The 18,599-nt window shown below is 61.6% G+C and carries 15 protein-coding genes; 6 read left to right on the top strand and 9 right to left on the bottom strand.

Going from position 1 to position 18,599, the window contains the following annotated elements; translation table 11 throughout:
- Positions 1 to 2: 2 nt before the first annotated feature.
- Positions 3 to 1,424, bottom strand: a complete 1,422-nt coding sequence (locus QCE49_RS10065) for a hypothetical protein (RefSeq protein ID WP_309805928.1) — start codon at positions 1,422 to 1,424, stop codon at positions 3 to 5.
- 536 nt (positions 1,425 to 1,960) lie between these two features.
- Between QCE49_RS10065 and QCE49_RS10060 the strand changes: the two genes are divergently transcribed.
- Positions 1,961 to 2,656 carry a dienelactone hydrolase family protein gene (locus QCE49_RS10060; protein WP_008342514.1) on the top strand — a complete coding sequence of 232 codons (696 nt, stop codon included), beginning with the start codon at positions 1,961 to 1,963 and terminating at the stop codon, positions 2,654 to 2,656.
- Positions 2,657 to 2,700: 44 nt separating this feature from the next.
- Here the strand turns inward: QCE49_RS10060 and QCE49_RS10055 are convergent, their stop codons facing one another.
- Genes QCE49_RS10055 through QCE49_RS10035 form a run of 5 tightly spaced genes read right to left on the bottom strand, consistent with a single transcriptional unit; the run spans position 2,701 to position 8,153 of the window.
- Positions 2,701 to 3,810: a glycosyltransferase gene (locus QCE49_RS10055; RefSeq protein ID WP_033537192.1), complete on the bottom strand. Its 1,110-nt coding sequence runs from the start codon at positions 3,808 to 3,810 to the stop codon at positions 2,701 to 2,703.
- A gap of 58 nt (positions 3,811 to 3,868) precedes the next feature.
- Positions 3,869 to 4,903 carry a UDP-glucose 4-epimerase GalE gene (gene galE / locus QCE49_RS10050; protein WP_034472825.1) on the bottom strand — a complete coding sequence of 345 codons (1,035 nt, stop codon included), beginning with the start codon at positions 4,901 to 4,903 and terminating at the stop codon, positions 3,869 to 3,871.
- A 25-nt stretch (positions 4,904 to 4,928) separates the two neighbouring features.
- Positions 4,929 to 6,068: a glycosyltransferase family 4 protein gene (locus QCE49_RS10045; protein WP_250457486.1), complete on the bottom strand. Its 1,140-nt coding sequence runs from the start codon at positions 6,066 to 6,068 to the stop codon at positions 4,929 to 4,931.
- A 19-nt stretch (positions 6,069 to 6,087) separates the two neighbouring features.
- Positions 6,088 to 6,894 (bottom strand): glycosyltransferase, encoded by an 807-nt coding sequence (locus tag QCE49_RS10040; RefSeq protein ID WP_250440066.1) that lies wholly within the window; start codon positions 6,892 to 6,894, stop codon positions 6,088 to 6,090.
- Complete coding sequence (locus tag QCE49_RS10035; protein WP_034472769.1) at positions 6,891 to 8,153, bottom strand: oligosaccharide flippase family protein; 1,263 nt, start codon at positions 8,151 to 8,153, stop codon at positions 6,891 to 6,893. The genes QCE49_RS10040 and QCE49_RS10035 overlap by 4 nt, the downstream gene beginning before the upstream one ends.
- 452 nt (positions 8,154 to 8,605) lie before the next feature.
- On the opposite strand from QCE49_RS10035, the gene QCE49_RS10030 reads away from it, so the two are divergent.
- Positions 8,606 to 10,006: a phosphomannomutase/phosphoglucomutase gene (locus QCE49_RS10030; protein WP_250457487.1), complete on the top strand. Its 1,401-nt coding sequence runs from the start codon at positions 8,606 to 8,608 to the stop codon at positions 10,004 to 10,006.
- A 391-nt stretch (positions 10,007 to 10,397) separates the two neighbouring features.
- On the opposite strand, the gene QCE49_RS10025 is transcribed toward QCE49_RS10030, so the two are convergent.
- The 3 genes from QCE49_RS10025 to QCE49_RS10015 form a co-directional block, all read right to left on the bottom strand.
- The gene (locus QCE49_RS10025; protein WP_250457488.1) at positions 10,398 to 11,045 is read right to left on the bottom strand and encodes a hypothetical protein; all 648 of its coding nucleotides are present in this window, start codon (positions 11,043 to 11,045) and stop codon (positions 10,398 to 10,400) included.
- Positions 11,046 to 11,174: 129 nt separating this feature from the next.
- Positions 11,175 to 11,645, bottom strand: a complete 471-nt coding sequence (locus tag QCE49_RS10020; protein ID WP_250457489.1) for a hypothetical protein — start codon at positions 11,643 to 11,645, stop codon at positions 11,175 to 11,177.
- A gap of 1 nt (position 11,646) precedes the next feature.
- On the bottom strand, positions 11,647 to 14,088 hold the full coding sequence (locus QCE49_RS10015; RefSeq protein ID WP_250457490.1) for a hypothetical protein: 2,442 nt from the start codon (positions 14,086 to 14,088) through the stop codon (positions 11,647 to 11,649).
- 224 nt (positions 14,089 to 14,312) lie between these two features.
- On the opposite strand from QCE49_RS10015, the gene waaC reads away from it, so the two are divergent.
- From waaC to QCE49_RS09995, 4 genes are all read left to right on the top strand, one after another.
- Positions 14,313 to 15,308: a lipopolysaccharide heptosyltransferase I gene (gene waaC, locus QCE49_RS10010; protein ID WP_250457491.1), complete on the top strand. Its 996-nt coding sequence runs from the start codon at positions 14,313 to 14,315 to the stop codon at positions 15,306 to 15,308.
- Positions 15,309 to 15,355: 47 nt separating this feature from the next.
- A complete protein-coding gene (locus tag QCE49_RS10005) occupies positions 15,356 to 16,240 on the top strand; it encodes a Kdo hydroxylase family protein (RefSeq protein ID WP_175980396.1) in 885 nt (294 codons plus the stop codon).
- 44 nt (positions 16,241 to 16,284) lie between these two features.
- Positions 16,285 to 17,607, top strand: a complete 1,323-nt coding sequence (waaA, locus tag QCE49_RS10000; protein ID WP_250457503.1) for a lipid IV(A) 3-deoxy-D-manno-octulosonic acid transferase — start codon at positions 16,285 to 16,287, stop codon at positions 17,605 to 17,607.
- A 165-nt stretch (positions 17,608 to 17,772) separates the two neighbouring features.
- Positions 17,773 to 18,576 carry an FkbM family methyltransferase gene (locus QCE49_RS09995; RefSeq protein WP_034472761.1) on the top strand — a complete coding sequence of 268 codons (804 nt, stop codon included), beginning with the start codon at positions 17,773 to 17,775 and terminating at the stop codon, positions 18,574 to 18,576.
- The last annotated feature ends 23 nt before the right edge of the window (positions 18,577 to 18,599 follow it).

The following is an 18,599-nucleotide window of genomic DNA, read 5'->3' as shown; positions in this document are numbered from 1 at the left end:
CCTTACTGCGCGGGCAGCGAACCTGACGCGCGCGGCGGATTCGCCGGACGTATCTCCGTGAGCGGCCCGTCTTGCGGATGCATGTCGGGCGGCGCGCCGTAAAAAGGCGCGCTTTGCTGCGGCGTGCGACCGGCCGCTTCGGCGGCGCGCGCGTGGATGCCATGCGCGATGCGCGCATACGACGCGACGACGAGACCCAGCGCGACACCGAACATCAGCCCCGGAAAACGCTCGCCGAGCGGATTACCGCCGATCGACGTCGCGGGCAGCGCAGCGAGCACGAAGAGCGCACGGCCGAGCACCGGCAGCCAGGGCGCATCGGGCGTGCTGTGCCGCCATGCGCGATACGCCCGCGAACCGCGCCAGAGCGCCCACAGAATGGCGATCGGCAGCGCGAGCCCGAACAGCACGCCGCCTGCGAAGAACTGATAGACCCAGAAGTCGCGGCCGGCCGCCCATTTTTTGAAGGCGTAGAAGTCCTGCTCGCTGATGTCGCCGGCAAGATCCGGCAGATACGACGGCGCGTAGCGATAGTCGTGTCCGTAGCCCATGCCGACGATCGTCGAGATCGCCGACGACGTAGTCTGATCGACCTGATCCTTCATTTCCGCGAGACGCGCGATCATCACCGGATCGCGTGCGGGCGGCGCATCCTGCACGAGCGACAGACGCTTCATCCACGGGGCTCCGATCGTCGGAAAGAACGTGGCCGTCGCGGTGGCCATCGCGATCAGCAGCGTCAGGATCGTGGCCGCGCGCAGACCGGCGGCGAAGAACGCGCGCAGCGAAGGCGCGGCGAGCCACGTCGCATAAGCGATCAGCAGCACGGTGCCGACCAGGAGGCCCGGCGTGCCGAACAGAATCTCGATGACGATCGTCGCGAGAAAAAACAGCCCGGCCAGCTTCCCGATGCGCTGCGCGAAGACGATTTCGTGCAGCAACAGCCCTTGCAGGCAAAGGAACGTGACCGGGACGACGCGAATGCTCAAGGTGTCGATGCCGCCAGGCATCGCCATGCCGAAACCGCCGCCGAACACGAGCGATGCGATCATCGACCAGACCATCGCGCGTTCGATCTGCGCAAGACGCTGCGCATCCCACGGACGGCAGCCTACGAAATAGCCGAGCAGCATCAAGAGGAACGGCAGCACGACGCGCGCGTAGTTGCCGGCGTCGTTGCCTTGCAGCCATTGGGTTGCGACGCTGCCGAATATCGTGAGCAGAACGAGCGCGCTGACGAACCCGCGCATGCGCGAGCGGCGCGCGAAGCGCGGCGCGATGAGCAGCATCGCGCAGGCGGCGCCCATCGATGTCACGGTGAGCAGAACATCGATGGCCTTGCTGGCCGTCTCGACGCTTCGTAAGTCGAACGCGAGCGGAAGCAGGCAAAGCCAGATCCAGACGACGGCGAACTTGTTGCGCATGACGGCCCCGGCACCCCTATTTTTTGCGTCGAATATAGCAGCGGCTCTTGTCGTGCGCGGTTGCGGCGGCGTCTTGCGACTAGTCTTCGGCGCGAAACGACGGAAGCGCGTGTGCGCCGGACCACGCTTCATCGGACGCTTCGAATCGATGTCCGCAAAGCACGGCATTCTGGCGGATCGCCGCCGTTCGATGGACCGAAGATGCAATGGCCGGAAGCGGTCCGATCCGGCTTGAGACCACTCAATATGCGCGATGTGCGTGCTACACGCCGGAACGAGGTGCCCCGCGATGCCGGGGAAGCAGGCCCACGAGGACGCGCGGTTCCGGCCGCGCGAGCCACTCGATAACAATCGACCCTCGCAGAAGGGAAATGGCATGGGCGGTTCGGCGCGACACGCATGCAAGGCCCCGATCGATCGATACGCTCGATTCATCCGGGGACTCGCGATCATCGCCGAGATGAGTGGTCCGCTTCGAGCGCGGCGCGGGAAAGTTTGGATATGATGGGCTCGCTTCATCATCCAGGAGACTTCCCATGTCCGAGACGCTCAGCATCTCCATCCCCGATGGCAATTTCGACGCTTACGTCGCATATCCCGCGCAAACGACCGCGCCGGCCGTGATCGTGATTCAGGAAATTTTCGGCATCAACGCCGACATGCGCGAAACCTGTGACGAATACGCGCGCCAGGGATACGTCGCGCTATGCCCCGATCTCTTCTGGCGGCTGGAGCCGAACGTCGAACTCACCGATCGCACCGAAGCCGAATGGCAGCAGGCGCTCAAGTACTACAACGCATTCGACGTGAACACGGGCGTCGAGGACATCGCGGCGACGATCGGTTTCGCGCGCGGACTCTCACAAGTGCAGGGCAAGATCGGCTCCGTCGGCTTTTGTCTCGGCGGCTTGCTCTCGTTCCTGACGGCGGCGCGCACGGATGTCGACGCATCGGTTTCGTACTACGGCGGCGGCACGGATCAATACCTCGCCGAACTGCCGAAGATCAAGGTGCCGCTCATGCTGCATCTCGCGGAAGAGGACGAATTCATTCCCGCCGATGCGCGCAACCGCGTGCTGGCGGCGGTGAAGGGGCAGCCGAATGTCGAGGTGTACACGTATCCCGGCTGTCATCACGCGTTCGCGCGCAATCAGGGCGCGCATTACGACGCGGCGGCCGCGCAACTCGCCAACGGCCGCACCGCGGATTTCTTCGCAAAGCACCTGAAATAAGGCTTCGAATGAAAAACGCCGCCTGGAACTCAGGCGGCGTCGCTTCATTTCTTCACCGTGTGCGGCCGGCGAAACACGAGCCAGCGCGGTGATTTGAAGCGCACGATGCTCATGTAGAGCCACACGTAAGTTGCCGCGAACACGACGACGAAGCAGAACAGATGCACCGTATGCCGCCAGAAGAGCGTCGCGGGAATCACGGCGACGAGACACAGCAGCCACAGATACGGCGACGTCAGCGAATTGCGCCGCGTCAGCTCATGCGCGTTTTTCACGCCGACGGCCCAGCGCATCAGACGCTTGTAGACGAGCATATGCAGATGCACGCCGTCCGGAATGCCCGGCGAAATGCCGCGAATGAACTTCTTGCGATAGATCGAGAAGCACGTCTCGAAGATCGGATACATGAAGAGCAGCACCGGATACCACGCGGAGACATCGCGGTTGCGCATCACGAGCATGATCGAGAGTTCGCCCAGCATGAAGCCGACGAAGTACGCGCCGCCGTCGCCGAGAAAGATCAGCCCGGCGGGGAAGTTCCAGATGAAGAAGCCCATCACCGCGCCCATCATGATGAGCGAGCCGGAAAGCACGATCGGATCGTGCACCTGGAACGCCACATAGGCGAGCGAGGCGAACATCATGAAGCTGACCATCGATGCGAGGCCGTTGAAGCCGTCGATGATGTTCACCGCGTTGGCGAGCGCCGCGACGGCGAGCACCGTCACCGCGCATGAAATGACCGCGTAGGACAACAGGAAATCGAGCGGCGGCACGCTGATGCGCGTGACCGCGATGTTCAGGAACGCATAGGCGAGGCCCGCGGCGGCCATCGTGCAGACGAGGCGCGCGAGCGGCGAGACGCGCTTGGTCAGGTCTTCGATCAGCCCGGAGAGAAACGCCGGCAAGCCGCACGCGACGATGCCGAGAATGCCGCCCGATACGGCCGGATAGCCCCATCGCAACTGCACGGCCGATGCCGTGAGCCCGCAGATGATGCCCACGCCGCCGATGCGCGGAACGGGCCGCGCGTGAAACTTCTGCACGCCGGCGAGATCGGTGTCGCCGAGCACGCCTTCCTGCAGGTGTGCGAAGCGCACGATCAACAAGGTCACGAAGAGCGAGACCAGAAAAGCAAGCGCGAAACTGAGCATGAAATAGAACCGATGGAAAAAAGCGGCGCCGCGCGCAAAGCGCAGCGCCTCGACGCTTTTAAGCGAACCCTTGCGGATTCTGCGACTGCCAGCGCCAGTGATCCGCGCACATGCGTTCGATGCCATGCTCCGCGCGCCAGCCGATCAGTTCCGCCGCGGCGGCCGGATCGGCGTAGCAGGCGGCGATATCGCCCGGACGGCGCGGCACGAGCTCATACGGAACCGGCTTGCCCGACGCGGCCTCGAACGCCTTCACGACATCGAGCACGCTATAGCCTTGCCCCGTGCCGAGATTCACGACGAAGCTGCGGTCGAGCTTCTTGAGCGCATCGATCGCCGCGATATGCCCGCGCGCCAGATCCACGACGTGGATGTAATCGCGCACGCCGGTGCCGTCGTGCGTATCGTAATCGCTGCCGAACACGCGCAGTTGCGCGAGCTTGCCGACGGCCACTTGCGCCACATACGGCATCAGGTTGTTCGGAATGCCCGCCGGATCTTCGCCGATCAAACCGCTCTCGTGCGCGCCGACCGGATTGAAATAGCGCAGCGTCGCGATGCGCCACGACGGATCGGACACTTCGAGATCGCGCAGGATCTGCTCGGCGATGAGCTTGCTCTGGCCGTAGGGGTTCGTCGCGGAAAGCGGAAACGATTCGTCGATCGGCACGCTCTTCGGCACGCCATACACCGTCGCGGACGAGCTGAACACGAAGTTGCGCACGCCGCGCGCTTTCATGACCTTGAGCACCGCGAGCAGGCTGCCGATGTTGTTCTCGTAGTACTCGATGGGCTTCGCGACCGATTCGCCCACGGCCTTCAACGCCGCGAAGTGGATCGCGCCGGTGATCGCGTGCGCGTCGAAGATCCGGTTGAGCGCGGCTTCGTCGCGGGCATCGGCTTCATAAAACGTGACGCTCTTGCCCGTGATGCGCTCGACGCGCTTCAACGACTCCGCGCGGCTGTTGACGAGATTGTCGATGACCACGACGCCATAGTCCGCGTCGAGTAGTTCGACGCACGTATGCGAACCGATGAAGCCCGCGCCGCCGGTGACGAGAATCGTGCCCTTCGTCGGCTGATTGCCATTCATCTTGTGCTCTCCCGATTGCATGAAATCAAAGTGAAATGCCGGTAATGGCATGTATTGTGCCCTTGTAGCGTTCGACGACATTTTTTTCGTCGAATTCGCTCGCGACCTTTTCGCGGCCGCGCCGCGCCATGGCGGCGCGCTCGTCGGCGGAGAGCGTCAGCATGCGCTCGAGCGCTTCGGTCAGGCTGTCGGCGCTTTTGACCTCGCAGAGCAGGCCGTTCACGCCGTCCTCGACCACTTCGCGGCAGCCGGGAACGTCGGTGGCGACGATCGGGCGGCCCATCGCCGATGCTTCCATCAGCGTGCGCGGCACGCCTTCGCGATACGAAGGCAGCACGACGCAATCCGCCGCGGCGACGAGCGGCCGCACGTCGTTCGCTTCGCCGAGATATTCGACGATATGCTCCGCTTCCCACTTTTCTACGTCGGTGCGGCTGATCGCGCTCGGATTGTCGACGCCGACCGGCCCGAGCAACTGAAAACGCGCGTGCGGAAACTTCGCGCGAATCCTGCGTGCGGCTTCGACATATTCCGCCACGCCTTTATCCCACAACAGACGGCCGATCAGGATGAACACGAAATCCTCGCGCGCGGGCAGCGGCTCCAACGCGAATTCGTCGAGATCGACGCCTTCGCCGTGCAGACGCCGCGCGCGATCCGGATGCGCGAGCAGATTCTCGTGCAGGAAGGCTTCGTGATCGTCGCGATTGAGGAACCACACTTCGCGCGGAAAGCGGAACGCGAAACGGTACAGCCGCTTCGCGACCTGCGCCGTGCGGCTCTTCTGGATGAAGACGTAGCCGAGACCCGTCGTCACCGCGATCGACGGCACGTGCGCGAGCATCGCGGCAAGCGAGCCGTAGATGTTCGGCTTGATCGTATAGTGAAACACGATATGCGGACGCGTCGCACGATATTCGCGAAAGAGCGCGGCGAGCGTCCTGAGGTCATCGCGCGGATCGGTGCTTTTCGATGCGACCGGCAACTCGACGCAGCGGCAGCCCATTTCGGTGAGCGGCTCGAAGGTGCGGTCGCGCGGCGCGATGATCGTGACTTGCGCGCCGCGCGCGGTCAGCATGCGCAGCACGCCTTGCCGGTAGGTATAGATCGCCCACGCCGTGTTGCACACGAGGGCGATACGAAGATTCGACTTTTCTTTGGTCATCCGGAAGTCAGGAATAGGTTCACGCGGCGGATGCGCGCTTCAGCAAGCGCGCCTTCAATCCACGCAACGCGCGATACGGCAAAACGAGATGCGCGATGCTCTTCGCGACGCCCGCCCAGTCGAGCGGATTGGTCACGCGCAAATGGCGCAGTTGCAGACGCAGCGTCGACATGATTTGCGCACGCCGTTTGGTCGCGCTGATGCCGCTTTCGTTCAGTTCGTAGAAGAGACCGAACTCGGGCAGATTCGCGCCGTCGTGCCGTTGTAGCAGACGCAGGATCAGATCGAGATCCTCGGCGGCGCGATACTGCGCGCGATAGTTGCCCGCTTCGATCACGGCGTCGATGCGCAGCATCAGCGACGGATGCGTGAAGCATGTGCGCGCGAGCATCATGCGGCGGATCGCGGCGGGATCGGCGGGCGGCGTGAGATCGAAGAGCGGCGCGCCATCGGTCGATACGACGTGCGTCCACATGCCGAGCACCGCGACGCGCGGATGCGCCTCCATATACGCGCGCTGCTTCGCGAGGCGAGCGGGCGTCGCGAGATCGCCTGCGTCGATGCGCGCCGCGTAACGGACGCCTCGCGCGTACAGCGCCGCGATGCCCGCTTCGAGCGCGCGCTCGATGCCGCCGTTTTTCGGCATGCGCAGAATGTCGATGTTCATGCCGTCGATGACGGGCGCGACGATAGGCGGCGTGCTGCCATCGTCGACGATGAGCACGTTCACCATCGACGTTTCGCCAAACGACGCGAGCGTGCGTTCGACATCGGCCTGGCCGTTGAACGCGGGCATCAGCACGGCGACATCGTGGAGTTCGTTCATGCGCGCAGCCGAAAACGGATGTAGTAGAAATTCACCGATGCCGCCGCGACATAACCCGCCGCGAGTCCGATCAGCGCGCCGTAGCCTTCCATGCGCGGTATCGCGAACCAGTTCACCGCGAACGCGACCGCGAGCGCGAAAAGCCATTTTGACAGCAGCACATACTTCGCCTGATATTTCAGCACGACGAGATTGCCGATCGCTTCGATGCCCGCGGGCACCGAAAGCCACACGGCCCAGCGGAAGATGTCCGCCGCGCCCGCGTAATTCGGTCCGAACACGCGCGCGATGATGAAGCCCGCGAGCGCATCGAGGACGGCCGCGCCCGCGATCATCAGCGCGGCGGTCATCGCGAAGAGGCGCACGAGATTGCGCTTCAGGCGCGCGGTTTCCTGCACGCGATACACGAACGCCGGCGCGATGGTCTGCGAGAGCATCAGCGCGAGCGCGATCCAGTTCTCGTTCAACTGCTGCGCGGCGGAGTAAAGCCCGAGCTCCGCGAACGACACGCGATGCGCGAGCATCAGCCGGTCGAGCTTCAGAAACAGATACATGCAGATGAGGCCGAGCCAGAACACCGTGCCCGCGCTCGCGAAATGTCTGAACAGTGCGCGGTCGAAACGCCAGCCGAGCGTGCCGCCGTGACGGCGCACGTAGTACGCGACGAGCGCGGCGCTGATCGCCGCGGCTTCGAGCGCCCAGAGCCAGCCGAAGCTCGACGGCGCGGCCGCGATGCGCACGAGCGCGAAGACGAGCGCCGCCTTGACGATGGCCGCCGCCATGCTCGCGATGAGCTGCGGCTTGCTGTAGGTGAGGCTTTGCAGCCACGAATTGACGACGCCGATGAACGGCTCGCGAAAGAGCATCGTGACGGCGAGTCCGGCGAGCATCAGCCCGACCATCGGGTCGGTGCCGCCGGCGGCGATCCAGATCCACGTTACGCAGAGTGCGACGACCGACACGCCCATGCGCAGCACGAACGCGCTGCCGAGTACGGCGCCGGTATCGGCGGGCTTGCGGTTGACGATCGTCGGCACGAGAATCTCCGCGCCGCACACCCAGGTGATCGGCGCGATGACGAGCAGCAGCGTGTTCGCGTATTGCCATTTGCCGAAGTCGTCCGGGCCGAGGTAGCGCGCGAGCAAACCGGAGATGACGATGGCGACCGCGATCTGCGTGAGCCGCTCCAGCCCGAGCCAGACGATGTTGGCGAGCGCGCGGGCGACGTCCGGATTGCCGGAGCGCGTGAGCGCCTTCATGCGGTGAAGCGCTCGGCGTAATCGGGCACGGCGCGTGCTACCCAGGCCTGACCGCCTCGCGCAAACGAGCGATCGGTCAAGTTTTGTGTGTTTGCACGCAGACGCGCCTCATTCGAAGGCATCGAGGCGAAAGAGCGTTTGAGCATTGGATTAGAATGAACGCGCAGGCTCCAACCGGCTTCGTCAGAGCGAGCGCAACCACCAGAGCGCCGAAAGACAGCGATTATAAGTGCGATCCGTGGGCCGCCCGCTGCGCCGGTTTTGCATCCATTTGCTTCGAATTGTTTCTTTCGTATTGGTTTACCAGACGCATAGGCAGAATTCGATACGTCATCTGGCAGTCGTTCGCGCGCGCTGTGCATTGCAGCGGCGCGCCAACCGTCACGACCTGCATGCCCTCATGGCTGCATCGCCGAGAAACCATCAATTAATAGAGAGGAGGTAGCCATCTCATGAGCCAAGTTTCCCAATCCATCTTCAAGGCCTACGACATTCGCGGGATCGTCGGCAAGACGGTCGACAAGGACGTCGCTAAGAGCATAGGCCAGTCGTTCGGCAGCGAGATCAAAAAGCAGGGCGGCGATTCGGTCGTGGTCGCGCGCGACGGTCGTCTCTCCGGTCCCGAACTCGTCGGCGCACTCTCGGATGGCCTGCGCGCGGCGGGCGTCGATGTCGTCGATATCGGCATGGTGCCGACTCCGGTCGGCTACTTCGCGGCGAGCGTGCCGCTGCCGTTGCCTTCGGGCGAGCGTCGCGTCGATTCGTGCATCGTCGTGACGGGCAGCCACAATCCGCCCGACTACAACGGCTTCAAGATGGTGCTGCGCGGCGCGGCCATCTACGGCGATCAGATCCAAGGCTTGTACAAGCGCATCGTCGATAACGACTTCACGACGGGCGAAGGCACGTACACCGAATTTGACGTGTCGCAGATGTATCTCGACCGCATCGTGTCGGACGTGAAGCCGGTGCGCGCGATGAAGATCGTCGTCGATACGGGCAACGGCGTCGCGGGCGGTCTCGCGCCGCGTCTTTTCAAGGCGCTCGGCTGCGAGCTGGTCGAACTCTTCACGGAGATCGACGGCAACTTCCCGAATCATCATCCGGATCCGGCGCATCCGGAGAATCTGCAGGACGTCATCAAGGCGCTCAAGGAAACGGACGCGGAAATCGGCTTTGCGTTCGATGGCGATGGCGACCGTCTTGGCGTCGTCACGAAGGACGGGCAGGTCATCTATCCGGATCGCCAGTTGATGCTGTTCGCGCAGGAAGTGCTGTCGCGCAACAAGGGCGGCCAGATCATTTACGACGTGAAGTGCACGCGCAATCTCGCGAAGTGGGTGCGCGAGCAGGGCGGCGAGCCGGTCATGTGGAAGACCGGCCATTCGCTTGTGAAGGCGAAGCTGCGTGAAACGGGCGCGCCGCTCGCGGGCGAAATGAGCGGCCACGTGTTCTTCAAGGATCGCTGGTACGGCTTCGACGACGGTTTGTACACCGGCGCGCGTATGCTCGAAATCCTGTCGCGCGTGGCCGATCCGAGCAAGCTGCTCAACGATCTGCCGAATTCGCTTTCCACGCCTGAACTGCAATTGAAGTTGCAGGAGGGCGAAAATTTCGAGCTGATCGCGCGTCTGCAGAAATCGGCGAAGTTCACTGGCGCGGACGACGTGCTGACGATCGACGGTCTGCGTGTCGAGTACCCGGATGGGTTCGGGCTGGCGCGTTCGTCGAATACGACGCCGGTCGTCGTGATGCGTTTCGAAGCGGACAACGACGCGGCGCTTAAGCGCATTCAGGAAGACTTTCGTCGGGTGATTCTGGCGGAGAAGCCGGACGCGCAGTTGCCGTTTTAGAAAGTTGATGAGATATCGGCGGCTTTCCGGAGCATGGAGGCCGCTGATTTGTTTGCGGACGCTGGGCGACGTCGCCGGGTGAGTCAACTGTTATTCGGAACAGGCGACCGTCAACACTAGTGATGCATGCCCGCACCAAGCCCGCGAAGACAGGTTTTCTTTCCTCAAGAAACGCCGTTTCGGTTCTCGCCTTCTTCGCTTCTGCCGCTATCAGATAGCACTTGTCCAGGCATCAGGCAGGCTTGGCACAGTGCATGAATAGACGGAACCAGAGAAAAGTGACAAGGCACCAAGGGATCTGCGGCACATGACCAACAATATGTGCCAGGATATGCCGCGGGCGTCGGCGGAGGGTCCTGCAAAGGCTGGACTATCCTTTCTAATTCGAGAGCTACCAGCAATTAATCGATCCTCTCTGGCATTGTTCGATCTCGGTATTGGACAGTGCTCGCTCCCGGATAGCATTCATGGCCTCCTCGGACTGTATTTCCATCGAAACTGCTATCCCCGTTGAGTCATCATTCCAATTGAAGCCAATTGCGCGGTGCAGATCCAGCCTTTCGCCCTTCACTCTATAAAAGTATCTTATGGCTTGAAATTCACCGCTGCTCGACGTCAAGCCGGAAAAATAACCCTGCATGAATCTGTCCTTGGCCAACAAGGGAGCACTTCCGAGATCAGTTATAGATCGTCCGTCCTTCGAGATCTTCCAATAGTGCATTCCGTTTGCATCGCGCCCTTCGCCAGTGGTGACACCAAGGCCTTGACTGATGCCATTGTCGAAATCGATCAATGAATCCAGCGAAAGCTGATAGGCTGAGTCCGCATAGACTGTTCTTGCCCAGGCGCGCTTTTCAGCTCCGACTAATACCGTCAGCGTGATCGTCCCGCCGCCTTCGTCGTCGGGGCGGGCTTCAACGAGTACGCGGCCGTTGCTGACTTTAGATAGTGATAGATTCGCGCGTTGACATGACGCAAAGACGCTAGCCGATAGACAGCAAGAAATAGCGCCAATGGCGATTATGAATTTGCGTCGCATAAAATGTCCTTTGCCTTTAGGGAGCGAAGCTTCTTAGCCCGCTCACATGACCTCGGGTACGTGTCGTGGCATCGTTCCACAATGGGTTGAAATCTAAACTTCTTACCTGAAGCCGACAGCGCAATTTCTTCATCGGTTCAACCGTCTAGTTTCCGTCCTGCAAAGCTTCGGTTCGTTCCCGTCATAGTACGTGCTCACGAGTACATGCTTAACGCGATCGACCCGCAAATTGACGAACTCATCCGCGCATTTCGGACGTATTTCCACGAAACCACGTCTGTTTGGCGAGTAGAGAAAAACACGCGATATCGTGCTCGTTGCCATTCCTTCGTCCAAATACCACACAGAAAAGCCCCTGGTTCCATCGAAGCCGTAATCATCCACGCCAATATGAGGAGCGCTCTCTGTATCGAGTTCTATGTCTTGGGACGTTAAACCAAAGATGGTATCGCGGACATCCACATGTACCGACCGATCCTTCAATCGAACGGATGCTGACGCTGTTTCGGTCACTTTAAACGTCACGGTCTGAGCCGAGGCCCTTGCTAGTGCAAATAGGAAGGCGCAGACGACAATCATTAATGGTTTGTGGATCTTCATATCATTCGTTGCTCCTGGTCAGATCGGGCTTAATCGTGGTTCGTCGAGTAGGCGCGATTATTTCCGGGAAATAGCCGAGCGTTGCGTCCCATAATTCATTCATTATAAAAATGGTATAAGCCTGTCGTTCGTTGTATCCATTGAAACCGCCGTTGACCAGCCTGTTGATGAGTCCAATATTATCGGCGGAGTATTCTTTATCTGCGACGCGTTTGATATTCTGACCTTGCGAGAATGCCTTTGAAACCCAGTAGAATCCTCCAGAATCACAGGCTAACGGAGGCTCCTCCGCAATGCGATCAGGATCGAAACGAGGGAACCAACGCATAGGCATCCCGCCATCTCGAGGATTGAAATTATAGTGCTCAGAGGTCTCGGTAATTCTGACGGGCGAGTTAGGAAGTCGCTCAACGTAAGGCCCAACGTGCGCAGGCAATGCCCGATACGTTCCATACTCTGAAAAATTTCCAGCCCAAGTCAGTTGCATAATCCCGCGTCCGTAGAACGGTCCATAAAATTGAGTCGCTGGATTTACCGCCGAGTACTTACCGAAACCCCACTCACTCAACAATCGCCTTACGCCTCCCAAATTCCGCCACTGGGCAGTCTCCAGCAGAACCTGAGCGAGAAATATTGCAGTTCTACGGGCGTCTGCTCCCAGATATTTTCGAATCGTCTGATTCAGCGCGATTACATGATTTTGTATGCGCGCGATTGCAGTGGATTTTGTGATGACATACGTTGAATTGTTCGTTGTTATTGCTGATGCGGGCGATCCGTTATTCGTATAATACGGATAGCGAGGAAAAGTGTTGGCGAACTCCTTGTGATTCAACCACCCACACTTCCTAAAATGCCGAATAAACGCAAGCGGATGAAAGAACCAAAATTTCTTTCCTTCGCCAAGCGGCGTTTGCGCCAGGAACTGACACCGCTTCACGAAGTTGATGAAGTTCTCGTAACCGTGCGGATCAGTATCCTCGCGTTTGCCAAAAAATCCCTCCGGCTCGTTCAACCAGCCGTAGCGCTGATCGTTGTTGCCCGCATCCCATTCGCTCCGGGCGTGACAGATGAACCCTTTGAGCTTGGCGCGCACGCTCACATCGCGCTGTACTAGCGCCGCTACCTGCTGATCGTGGCTGAATTCTGACGTCATATCGCTTGGAGTAATCGGCTGCGAATCGGTCGCACCCGCAATTCGACACAACGTGTCGTATCCGCACAGCCCATCCTGATCGAACGGCGTATTGCCATCTTCGATCTTCTGCCAGTGCATGAACGACGGAAAGTCCGCATCCGAAAGCTTCTGGATGCCGGCCTGATTGATGTCGATATAGCCCGTTTTGCCCTCAGCAAACGGCACCGAGACCCATGTAGCCTGTTCAGTGGCAGTCAAGGTCGGCGTATCCGTGCTCAGGATTCGCCCGAAACGCAATAACTCGAAGCCTTCGCTCGGACAGGTTCCATAGAGCGCAGTGGCACGCTCATAAAGGCCGTACTCGTATTCCTCGAATTTGTCCCGTGCGAAATCGGATGTCACCGGAACCGGCTTACCGTCTCCGCGATCAATCCACGCACGCATAAAGCGCTCGCCACGATTGAAATACGTCTCGACATAAAGCGTGCTGTTTTCGTTCAACGCACCAGTGTCCAAAGCCGGAAAGAACGGCTTGGGCGAGCGGCCCTTAGTTTTCAGATCACCTAACCCCGCCGGCACGCTGACGAACGTCGAACCGCCCGGAATCACAAAATACGTGCTTCCCCAGTAATCCTTCGACGCCGGCGTCGTTGGCTGCGCTTCGCCTAATGCGACCTCATGCCCGTCTTGCTCAAAATATGCGATGAAATCCTCCTCGGTCATGAAGATCTCAAAGTGCAGATGAGTCTCGCCCTGATACCGGCCGCGAAAACCCAACCGATCCTTCCGAAAAACCTTCTTGCCCGCGCCCGCCTGCACACCGTCCGTCTCGGCGAGCAGCCACGCGGGCAGCGCATTGGGCGAGCTGTCCGAAGCAGGATGGTTCGGCTGCGGGCTCAATTCATTCGTTTTCACCAGATCAAGCAAATGCATATACAGCGAATAGAACGTGATGGTGCGGCCTTCACCGGTATCGGTTACATGCTTGAGCAGTACGAATCCGATGTTGCTGTTCAATGCCTCGGTGCCATCGGCGTTTCTATGTCCGTCCGAGATGGCCTTCAACGACACGCGATAGGCGACGACCTCTCCGTCTGCGATCGCGCGCACGGGCTCGAGCTGGCCGAGCCCTCCGAACGGCACCACGTGCATGCCGCAATGCCAGCGACGATCGAACGCGATAGGAAATACGCCACTGTGCGACAACTCGAAAGTATCGACCACATCCATCATCGGGTCGGTCTTCCATTTCTCAGCGGGCATGTTGAGGCCTTCAGCCGGAAGGAACGGCGGGCTGATTATCATGATTTAGCGTTACTAAATATACAGTGCGACAGAACTGAATCTTTCTCGGCTTATGGAGCAGCAGCGCGCCAATGCGACGACGTCCGAGTTCCACTCAGCCAGCATTATTTCAGACCTGAACCGCCGCGAAAGTCACGAACTGTGCCCGTTCAGCAGGCAAGCCGCGCTAAAATCCCCGTTTTCCTGCTCACCGCGCCGCGCCGTCCGCGCTTCTCCATCTCAGCGTGCAAAAGATCCTGATCGTCCGCGTGTCGTCGCTTGGCGACGTCGTCCACAACATGCCGGCCATCGCCGACATCCGCCGCCGCTATCCCGATGCGCAAATCGACTGGCTCGTCGAGGAAAGCTTCGCGAGTCTCGTCGAACTCGTACACGGCGTGCGCCGCGCGATTCCGTTTTCGCTCAGGCGCTGGCGCAAGGCGTTCACGTCGCCGGCGAACTGGCGCGAAATCGGCAAGTTCAAGCGCGAACTCGCCGCCGAAAAATACGATCTCGTCATCGACTGCCAGGGTCTCATCAAGACCGCGTGGGTCGCGAGCTGGGCGCGCGGGCCGCTCGTCGGCCTCGGCAATCGCACCGACGGCGCGGGCTACGAATGGCCGGTGCGCTTTTTCTACGACCGGCGCGTGCCGATCGAACCGCGCACGCACGTCGTCGAGCGCACGCGGCAACTCGTGGCGGCGGCGCTCGACCTGCCGAGGCCGCAAACGACCGACGACATCGACTTCGGCCTCGACACGCGACGCGCGACGCTTGCCGTCTCCGCGCTCGGGCTGAATCTTCCCGTGCCTTACGTCGTGTTCGTGCACGCCACCTCGCGCGCCGACAAGCAATGGCCCGAAGCCGCGTGGATCGAACTGGGCCAAGCGCTCGTGACGCGCGGCGCGTCGATCGTGCTGCCGTGGGGCAGCGAGGCCGAACGCGCAACGAGCGAAAAGCTCGCGAAGGAATTCGGCGCGGCCGCGATCGTGCCGCCGAAGATGTCGCTGCCCGCGGTCGTCGGGCTGATCGACGGGGCCGCGGCGACCGTCGGCGTCGATACCGGTTTGGTGCATATTGCCGCGGCGCTGAAGCGCCCGACCGTCGAGTTGTACAATTTCTCGACCGCATGGCGCACCGGCGGCTATTGGTCGCCGAACGTCGTCAATCTCGGCGACGCGAGCCGGCATCCGACGCTTTCCGAAGTGAAGACCGCGCTCGCGGGCTTCGGCCTGCTGTAGTTTTCACCGCGCTGCGCTGTGTGCGGGCAACTCAAGGTCGTAGACACATGACGGAATCTCAAATCATCGAAGTCGCCTCGGGCGATTGGCAAGGCAAGAACCTGTCCGTGCCGCGCGAGACGCTGCTCGCCGGCGTCGAAAACGGCAAAGTGCTGTATTTCCCCAACCTGCGCTTTCCGATCGAAGGCGGCGAGCTTTCGCTGCTCGATCCGGGCATCGCGGATCCGAAGCGCAAGAACATCAGCCTCGCGCCCAACGGCGGCGCGTTGAACGGCGTGCTCGGCGACAGCGTGATGCAGTCGGCGGTGCGCTCGCTCATCAAGCGCTATCAGGATCATGCGCGTTCGCTCGTCGACGGGCTCTTTCCCGAATACGACGGCAAGCTGCGCGTCGCGCCCACGAGCCTCAGGCTGCGTCAGGTCGAGACGCGCGAAACATCCTGGCGAAAGGACGATGCCCGTCTTCACGTCGATGCCTTCCCGTCGCGGCCAACGCACGGCGAGCGCATCTTGCGCGTGTTCACGAACATCAATCCGAAAGGCGCGCCGCGCGTGTGGCGCGTCGGCGAGCCGTTCGAGGACATGGCGAAGCGTTTCCTGCCCGGCATCAAGGCGCAGGCGCCCGGCTCGGCGTGGCTGATGAATCTGCTGCACATCACGAAGTCGCCGCGCAGCGAGTACGACCATCTCATGCTGCATCTGCATGATGCGATGAAAGCCGATCTCGACTATCAGAAAAATTCGCCGCAGGAGACGATGCCGTTTCCGCCCGGCTCGGTGTGGGTCTGCTTTTCCGATCACACCTCGCATGCGGTGATGTCCGGCCAGTTCATGATGGAGCAGACCTTCTTCCTGCCCGTCAAGGCGATGGCGCGCCCCGATCACGCGCCGCTCGGCATTCTCGAACGCCTGAAGGGCCGGGCGCTCGTTTGAGCGGCGCCGCCTCGTCCGCCGCTACGCCGGGCGCATCGGCTTCCGTGCTCCGGCTCGTCTATCGCGCGCTCTGGTGGATCGTCGCGCCGCTCGCGGTGCTGCGGCTCTACATCCGTTCGCGAAAGGAGCGCGGTTATCGCGAGCATATCGGCGAGCGTTTCGGCCACATCGCGCCGCGCCGCGCCGACGATCTCGCGCCGCTCATCTGGGTGCACGCGGTGTCCGTGGGCGAGACGCGCGCGGCGCAGCCGCTCATCGACGCGCTGATGAAAGCGCATCCCGAAGCGCGCGTGCTGCTCACGCACATGACGCCGAGCGGCCGCGCGACCGGCGTCGAGCTTTTCGGCGACCGCGTGTTGCGCAGCTATCTTCCCTACGATCTGCCCATTCTCGTGCGACGCTTTCTGCGCGCGTGGCGGCCGTCGCTCGGCATCGTGATGGAAACGGAAGTCTGGCCGACGCTCATCGACGAATGCAAACGCGCCGACGTGCCGCTCGTCTTGACGAACGCGCGCATGTCGGAACGTTCGTACCGGCGCGCGGCGAAGTTCGGGCGCGCCGTGCGCGAGGTGTTCGGCGGCTTTTCGCGTGTGCTCGCGCAGACGCCGTCCGATGCCGAGCGGCTCACCGCGCTCGGCGCGCGCAATGTCGCCGTGCTCGGCAATCTGAAGTTCGACATGACCGCGCCGCCCGAACTGATCGCGCGCGGTCACGCGTGGCGCGCGGCGATCGGCGAGCGGCCCGTGTGGGTCGCGGCGAGCACGCGCGAGGGCGAGGAAACGCTCGTGCTGCGCGCATTCTCGGCCCTCAACGTGCCCGATGCGTTGCTGATTCTCGTGCCGCGTCATCCGCAGCGTTTCGACGAAGTGTCCGCGCTGATCGCGAGTCTCGGGCTGACGAGCGCGCGCCGGTCGGTGTGGGCGCCGAAGCCCGTCGCGGCGGGCTCGGGCGCGGACGTGCCCGAGCCGTTGCCGGCGAGCGTGCAGGTCTTGCTCGGCGATTCGATGGGCGAGCTCGGCGCGTATTATGCGGCCGCGGATCTGGCGTTCATCGGTGGAAGTCTGTTGCCGCTCGGCGGGCAGAATCTGATCGAAGCGTGCGCGGCAGGTGTGCCGGTGCTGATCGGCCCGCACACGTTCAACTTCACGCAGGCGACGAACGATGCGATCGCGGCGGGCGCGGCGCTGCGCGTGCAGGATCCGCAGGAGCTCGCGCGCGGTCTGCGCGAGATCTTCGGCGACAAGGCGCGGCGTCTCGCGATGAGCGCGGCGGCTTCGGCGTTCGCGGCGCGGCATCGCGGCGCGACGGAGCGTACCGTGAGCGTGCTGAGCGCGCTGCTTGAAGAGGACAGCGAAGCGGCGAAGTGATCCGACGCGATCTCGCTGTTTCCTGCCGCCAACTGCGCTTTTCCTCAGATGAAACTTGAGAAGTAAGTTCGGAGGATAATGAACTTCCTCGAGCCGATCCTTTCGAACGCATAACAAGCGGCCGGGTGCCTGCGAACGTGCTTCCAATTTTCTTCGAGGACGCGCATGCAAGATCTCATCAAGTCCGTCGTCAAGGACATGTTGCCGCCAAGACTGTTGCGCCTGCTGCGGCCATCCCCAGGACCGACCGATGCATGGGGCACCGTCCGTTACGGCGCGCATGGCCTGATTCTTCCCGGCAATCGGCGCTTCGAATACCGGCCTTGTCCGGCGGATCGCTCGGTTTGTCGGCAGATCTTCTTTCTTCGCGAATACGCGACGGATCATCTCATGCGCGCGAAGGAAATCGCCGCGTTCTATGAGGCTTGCGAAAATCCGCTGATCGTCGATGCGGGCGCCAATATCGGCGCCGCCGCAGTGTGGCACGCGCTCACTTATCCGAAAGCGAAGATCGTCGCCATCGAGCCGGATATATCGAATTTCGCGCTGCTCAACAAGAATGCACAGGCGTTTCCGTCGATCAAACCGCTCAACGCCGCGATCGCGGCCAAGCGCGGCACGCTTTATCTGAACGATCCGGGCGGCGGCGAGTGGGCGTTTCGCACCGCGGAGCAGCCCACCGAGAAAGGCTATGCCGTCGATGCGCTCACGCTCGAAGACGTGATGCCGTCCGGCACGACGCCGTTCATCCTGAAGATCGATATCGAAGGCGCGGAGGCCGACCTGTTCTCGCGCCATTGCGATGCGCTGAACATGTTTCCGGTCATCATCATCGAGCTGCACGACTGGATGCTTCCCGGCGAATCGAACAGCCGCAACTTCCTGCAATGGCAAGTCGCGATGAAGCGCGACTTCGTGCAGGTCGGCGAGAACGCGGTCTCGATATCGAATTCGATCGCGCTGCCGTAACGCGCTGTCGTCACGCGATTTTC

The organism is Caballeronia sp. LZ008, assembly GCF_031451435.1.
In the GTDB taxonomy this organism is placed as follows: domain Bacteria; phylum Pseudomonadota; class Gammaproteobacteria; order Burkholderiales; family Burkholderiaceae; genus Caballeronia; species Caballeronia zhejiangensis.
Note: the sequence above shows the minus strand (reverse complement) of the source record. Positions and strands in the feature narration are given on the sequence as shown.